The following is a 6,474-nucleotide window of genomic DNA, read 5'->3' as shown; positions in this document are numbered from 1 at the left end:
CGCTCCCACATTTGATCGCATTTCAACTGAAGAAACTCGCTCGAATGTGGGAGCGGGCTTGCTCGCGAAGAGGCCCGAGCGCGCAATAAAAAACCCGCGCCTGTCACCAGAACGCGGGTTTCTTATTACCAGCAGCGATTACCGCTCCAGCAAGATCCGCAGCATGCGACGCAACGGCTCAGCCGCGCCCCACAGCAGTTGGTCGCCGACGGTGAACGCGCCCAGGTACTGCGTCCCCATGTTCAGCTTGCGCAGACGGCCAACCGGCACATTCAGGGTACCGGTCACCTTGTTCGGGCTCAGTTCCTGGATGCTGATATCACGGTTGTTCGGCACCAGCTTGACCCAAGGGTTGTGCTGGCTGATCAGCCCTTCGATATCGGCGATCGGCACGTCTTTGTTCAGCTTGATGGTCAACGCCTGGCTGTGGCAACGCATGGCGCCGATGCGCACGCAGATACCGTCCACCGGGATCGGGCTCTTGAAGCGACCGAGGATCTTGTTGGTCTCGGCCTGGGCCTTCCACTCTTCACGGCTCTGGCCGTTAGGCAGTTCCTTGTCGATCCACGGGATCAGGCTGCCGGCCAATGGCACACCGAAGTTCTCGGTCGGGTACGCCTCGCTGCGCATGGCCTCGGCCACACGGCGGTCGATGTCGAGGATCGCGCTGGCCGGGTCAGCCAGTTGATCGGCGACAGCGGCGTGGGTCGCGCCCATCTGCTTGATCAGTTCACGCATGTTCTGCGCGCCGGCACCGGAGGCCGCCTGATAGGTCATGGCGCTCATCCACTCCACCAGGCCGGCTTCGAACAAGCCGCCCAGGCCCATCAGCATCAGGCTGACGGTGCAGTTGCCGCCGATGTAGTTCCTGGTGCCCGCGTCCAGTTGCTGGTCGATCACCTTGCGGTTGACCGGGTCCAGCACGATCACCGCGTCATCCTGCATGCGCAGGCTGGAAGCGGCGTCGATCCAGTAACCCTGCCAGCCGGCTTCGCGCAGCTTGGGGAAGACTTCGCTGGTGTAGTCGCCACCCTGGCAGGTCAGAATGACGTCGAGGGTCTTCAGTTCTTCAATGTTGTAGGCGTCCTTGAGCGGAGCAATGTCCTTGCCCACGGACGGCCCTTGACCACCTACATTGGAGGTGGTGAAAAACACCGGCTCAATAAGATCGAAATCCTGCTCTTCCAGCATCCGCTGCATGAGCACGGAACCGACCATACCGCGCCAACCGATCAGACCTACACGTTTCATCGCAACTACACCTTGTTCAAAAGTGGGCCGCCTTGCAGCAACATCTGCAAGCGGGCCCGAGAGATTACAGATTCCGCAGCGCGGCGACTACTGCGTCGCCCATTTCTTGCGTACCGACCTTGGTGCAACCCTGGGACCAGATGTCGCCAGTGCGCAGGCCCTGGTCGAGCACCAGGCTCACAGCCTGCTCGATGGCATCCGCGGCGTCGGTCAGGTTGAAGCTGTAACGCAGCATCATCGACACCGACAAAATGGTCGCCAACGGGTTGGCAATGCCCTGCCCGGCGATGTCCGGCGCCGAACCGTGGCACGGCTCGTACATGCCCTTGTTGTTGGCATCCAGGGAGGCCGACGGCAGCATGCCGATGGAACCGGTAAGCATCGAGGCCTGGTCGGACAGGATGTCGCCGAACAGGTTGTCGGTGACGATCACGTCGAACTGCTTCGGTGCACGCACCAGCTGCATGGCGGCGTTGTCGACGTACATGTGGCTCAGCTCGACGTCCGGGTAGTCCTTGGCGACTTCTTCGACGATTTCACGCCACAGCTGGCTGGACGCCAATACGTTGGCCTTGTCCACCGAGCAGACCTTCTTGCCACGCACACGGGCCATGTCGAAACCGACACGGGCGATACGGCGGATTTCACTCTCGCTGTACGGCAGGGTGTCGTAGGCCTGACGCTCGCCATTCTCCAACTCGCGCACGCCCCGTGGCGAGCCGAAGTAGATACCGCCGGTCAGTTCGCGGACGATCAGGATGTCCAGGCCCGCGACGATTTCCGGCTTCAGGCTGGAAGCGTCCGCCAGTTGCGGGTAAAGGATCGCCGGGCGCAGGTTGCCGAACAGGCCCAGTTGCGCACGGATCTTCAGCAGGCCGCGCTCAGGGCGGATGTCACGTTCGATCTTGTCCCATTTCGGGCCACCCACGGCGCCCAGCAGCACGGCGTCGGCTGCGCGGGCACGCTCCAGGGTTTCGTCGGCCAGAGGCACGCCGTGCTTGTCGATGGCCGCGCCGCCGATCACGTCGTGGCTCAGTTCGAAGCCCAGGCTGTACTTGGCGTTAGCCACTTCCAGCACCTTGACCGCTTCGGCCATGATTTCCGGACCAATGCCGTCGCCAGGGAGAATCAGAATCTGCTTGCTCATGCGTTCCTCATTTCATCAAGCGACCCGCCCGTGGGCAGGTCGGGGAAAATTAATCAGCGTTCGGCCCACACCACCAGCACGTCGGTGCTGAAGGTGCCGTCGGCTTGAATCTCGAAATAATCGCGCACTTCCTGGCCCATTGCCTTTTGCAGCTCCAGGATCGCGGCACGCAATACCTCTGGGGTGCGCATGCGCTCGACCCACGAGGTGTATTCCAGGCGCAGGCGCTGGCGGCTGCTGTTGCGCACATGCAAACCCGCTTCGCTGAGCTGGCGCATCCACTCGCCGGCGGAATAGTCACGCACGTGGCTGGTGTCGCGCAGCACTTCGACGGTTTGCAGGTAAGTGTCCAACAGCGGGCTGCCCGGTGACAAGACGTCCACGAAAGCGGCCACGCCACCCGGTTTGAGCACCCGGCGCACTTCACGCAGGGCCAGGCCCAGGTCGCTCCAATGGTGCGCCGAGTAGCGGCTGAACACGAAGTCGAATTCGCCATCGGCAAACGGCAGGCGCTCGGCGGCGCCGTGCACGGTGCGGATGTTGTCCAGGCCACGGTCCACGGCAGCGGCGGCGACCACGTCAAGCATCTGTTGGGACAGGTCGTACGCCACCACTTCTTTAACCAACGGTGCCACGTTGAAACTCACGTGACCGGCGCCGCAACCCAGGTCCAGCAGTCGTGCAGCGCCCTGCCCGGCCAGTTCGGCCTGGAGCAGCGCGAATTCGGTGCCTTGAGCATGTACTGCGCTGCTCAGGTAGGCCGAGGCCTGTTCGCCGAATTGTTTTTGCACGACTTGGGTGTGGGCGGTGCTGGTCATGATGATGTCCCTGGTTTTTGTGTTGCTGTTGCTGGCCCTTTCGCGAGCAAGCCCGTTCCCACATTCGACCGAGTTCCTTCAGTTGAAATGCAATCAAATGTGGGAGCGGGCTTGCTCGCGAAGGGGCCAGTCCGGTCTACATGGAATCAAGCGTCACGAAACAACCAAGGCTGGCTGGCCCGGTGTTTGGTTTCAAACGCGGCAATCGCATCGCCGTCCTGCAAGGTCAGGCCGATATCGTCCAGGCCATTGATCAGGCAGTGCTTGCGGAAGGCGTCCACTTCAAAGTGATACACCTTGCCGTCCGGACGGGTCACGGTCTGTGCCGCCAGGTCGATGGTCAACTGGTAGCCCACATCGGCTTCCACCTGCTGGAACAACTCATCCACTTCGGCATCGCTCAAGATGATCGGCAGCAAGCCGTTCTTGAAGCTGTTGTTGAAGAAGATGTCGGCGTAGCTCGGCGCGATGATGCTGCGAAAGCCATATTCTTCCAGGGCCCACGGCGCGTGCTCACGGCTGGAGCCGCAACCGAAGTTTTCCCGGGCGAGCAACACGCTGGCACCCTGGTAACGCTCGGCGTTGAGCACAAAGTCCTTGTTCAGCGGGCGCTTGGAGTTGTCCTGGTAGGCGTAGCCCACGTCCAGGTAGCGCCACTCGTCGAACAGGTTCGGGCCAAAACCGGTGCGCTTGATCGATTTCAAGAACTGCTTGGGAATGATCTGGTCGGTGTCCACGTTGGCACGGTCCAACGGCGCGACTAAACCGGTGTGTTGAGTAAAAGCTTTCATCGGGTATTCCTCAGATCAATTCGCGAACGTCGATGAAACGACCGTTGACGGCAGCCGCAGCAGCCATGGCCGGGCTGACGAGGTGGGTACGGCCACCGGCGCCCTGACGCCCTTCGAAGTTACGGTTGGAGGTGGACGCGCAATGCTCGCCCGACTCCAAACGGTCCGGGTTCATCGCCAGGCACATCGAGCAACCCGGCTCGCGCCATTCAAAACCGGCTTCGAGGAAGATCTTGTCGAGGCCTTCGGCTTCAGCCTGGGCCTTGACCAGGCCCGAACCTGGCACCACGATCGCCTGCTTGATGGTCGAGGCGACTTTGCGGCCCTTGGCGATCACCGCCGCAGCGCGCAAATCCTCGATCCGCGAGTTGGTGCAGGAGCCGATGAACACGCGATCCAGCTGGATGTCGGTAATCGCCTGATTGGCTTTCAAGCCCATGTACTTCAAGGCGCGCTCGATGGAACCACGCTTGACCAGGTCGGTTTCCTTGGCCGGGTCCGGCACGTTCTGGTCAACGGCCAACACCATTTCCGGCGAAGTGCCCCAGCTGACTTGCGGCTTGATCTGGGCGGCATCGAGAGTAACCACGGTGTCGAACACCGCATCGGCGTCGGAAACCAGGTCTTTCCAGGCTTCGACAGCGGCGTCCCAATCAGCACCGGCAGGTGCGAACGGGCGACCCTTGACGTAGGCAATGGTCTTTTCGTCCGCCGCCACCATGCCCACGCGGGCACCGGCTTCGATGGACATGTTGCAGATGGTCATGCGGCCTTCGATGGACAGGTCGCGAATCGCGCTGCCGGCGAATTCGATGGCGTGGCCGTTACCGCCGGCGGTGCCGATCTTGCCGATCACGGCGAGGACGATGTCCTTGGCAGTGACGCCGAAAGGCAACTCACCTTCCACCGACACCAACATGTTCTTCATTTTCTTGGCGACGAGGCACTGGGTGGCGAATACGTGCTCCACCTCGGAGGTACCAATACCATGAGCCAAGGCGCCAAACGCCCCGTGGGTAGAGGTGTGGGAGTCACCGCAGACCACGGTCATGCCAGGCAAGGTGGCGCCCTGCTCCGGGCCGATCACGTGAACGATGCCCTGGCGCACGTCATTCATCTTGAATTCGGTGATGCCATATTCGTCGCAGTAATCATCGAGGGTCTGCACCTGGAGGCGCGACACGGTGTCGACGATGGCGTCGATCCCGCCTTTACGCTCCGGGGTGGTCGGCACGTTGTGGTCCGGGGTGGCGATGATCGAGTCGACGCGCCAAGGCTTGCGCCCGGCCAGTCGCAGGCCTTCGAACGCTTGGGGCGAGGTCACTTCATGGATGATGTGACGGTCGATGTAGATCAGCGACGACCCATCATCGCGCCGTTTCACTTCATGGGAATCCCAAAGCTTGTCGTAAAGCGTTTTGCCGGCCATCACGCGGTCCTCATCAGGTGTTTCTATGCCCCGGGCCTTGAACGATTCAATAACCCTTTGGCTTGTGAGGCTGATGGTATGGCGCTACATTAAATAACTCAAATTCATATTTTTTATGCTTTGGATTACCAACTGGAATAGCACAATGGACCTGGCCAACCTCAATGCCTTTATCGCCATCGCCGAGACCGGCAGCTTCTCCGGTGCCGGTGAACGCCTGCACCTGACCCAACCGGCCATCAGCAAGCGCATCGCCGGCCTGGAGCAACAATTAAAGGTGCGCCTGTTCGACCGGCTGGGGCGTGAAGTCGGCCTCACCGAAGCCGGACGGGCGCTGCTGCCCCGGGCGTATCAGATTCTCAATGTACTGGACGACACCCGCCGCGCCCTGACCAACCTGACCGGCGAGGTCAGCGGGCGCCTGACGCTGGCCACCAGCCATCACATCGGCCTGCACCGCTTGCCACCGGTCCTGCGCACGTTCACCCGGGAATACCCGAATGTCGCGCTGGACATTCAGTTTCTCGACTCGGAAGTGGCCTACGAAGAAATCCTCCATGGCCGCGCCGAAGTGGCCGTGATCACCCTGGCGCCGGAACCCCACACGCTGGTGCGGGCCACCCCGGTGTGGGACGACCCGCTGGATTTCGTGGTGGCGCCGGAACACAGCCTGATCAGCAACGGCAGCGTCAGCCTGGCGGACATCGCCCGGCACCCGGCGGTGTTTCCCGGCGGCAACACCTTTACCCACCATATCGTGCAGCGGCTGTTCGAGGCCCAGGGCCTGACGCCAAACATCGCCATGAGCACCAACTACCTGGAAACCATCAAGATGATGGTCTCCATTGGCCTTGCCTGGAGCGTGTTGCCGCGCACCATGCTCGATGACCAGGTGGCACGCATCGCTTTGCCGGGCATACAGCTCAGTCGCCAGCTAGGCTATATCGTGCACACCGAAAGGACGCTGTCGAACGCTGCGCGGGCTTTCATGAGCCTATTGGATGCACAGGTCGATCTGCCAGGGAATCAGGCTTGAAT

6 protein-coding genes are annotated in these 6,474 nt (G+C 61.5%); 1 reads left to right on the top strand and 5 read right to left on the bottom strand.

Annotated elements, in window-relative coordinates; translation table 11 throughout:
• Window positions 1-138 precede the first annotated feature (138 nt).
• From asd to leuC, 5 genes are all read right to left on the bottom strand, one after another.
• The gene (gene asd, locus HX786_RS28670; protein WP_003212667.1) at window positions 139-1,251 is read right to left on the bottom strand and encodes an aspartate-semialdehyde dehydrogenase; all 1,113 of its coding nucleotides are present in this window, start codon (window positions 1,249-1,251) and stop codon (window positions 139-141) included.
• Between the two features lie 64 nt (window positions 1,252-1,315).
• A complete protein-coding gene (leuB, locus tag HX786_RS28665; protein ID WP_003212664.1) occupies window positions 1,316-2,398 on the bottom strand; it encodes a 3-isopropylmalate dehydrogenase in 1,083 nt (360 codons plus the stop codon).
• Between the two features lie 53 nt (window positions 2,399-2,451).
• Window positions 2,452-3,216, bottom strand: a complete 765-nt coding sequence (locus HX786_RS28660) for a class I SAM-dependent methyltransferase (RefSeq protein WP_003212662.1) — start codon at window positions 3,214-3,216, stop codon at window positions 2,452-2,454.
• A 146-nt stretch (window positions 3,217-3,362) separates the two neighbouring features.
• The gene (leuD, locus tag HX786_RS28655; protein ID WP_003212660.1) at window positions 3,363-4,007 is read right to left on the bottom strand and encodes a 3-isopropylmalate dehydratase small subunit; all 645 of its coding nucleotides are present in this window, start codon (window positions 4,005-4,007) and stop codon (window positions 3,363-3,365) included.
• Window positions 4,008-4,017: 10 nt separating this feature from the next.
• Window positions 4,018-5,436, bottom strand: a complete 1,419-nt coding sequence (leuC, locus tag HX786_RS28650; RefSeq protein WP_008438759.1) for a 3-isopropylmalate dehydratase large subunit — start codon at window positions 5,434-5,436, stop codon at window positions 4,018-4,020.
• A gap of 145 nt (window positions 5,437-5,581) precedes the next feature.
• Between leuC and HX786_RS28645 the strand changes: the two genes are divergently transcribed.
• Window positions 5,582-6,472, top strand: a complete 891-nt coding sequence (locus HX786_RS28645) for a LysR family transcriptional regulator (RefSeq protein ID WP_003212656.1) — start codon at window positions 5,582-5,584, stop codon at window positions 6,470-6,472.
• Window positions 6,473-6,474 lie beyond the last annotated feature (2 nt).

This window comes from Pseudomonas sp. 21615526 (genome assembly GCF_013386245.1).
Lineage (GTDB): Bacteria > Pseudomonadota > Gammaproteobacteria > Pseudomonadales > Pseudomonadaceae > Aquipseudomonas.
The sequence above is the reverse complement of the archived record's forward strand: the minus strand, read 5'-3'. Positions and strand labels throughout refer to the sequence as shown.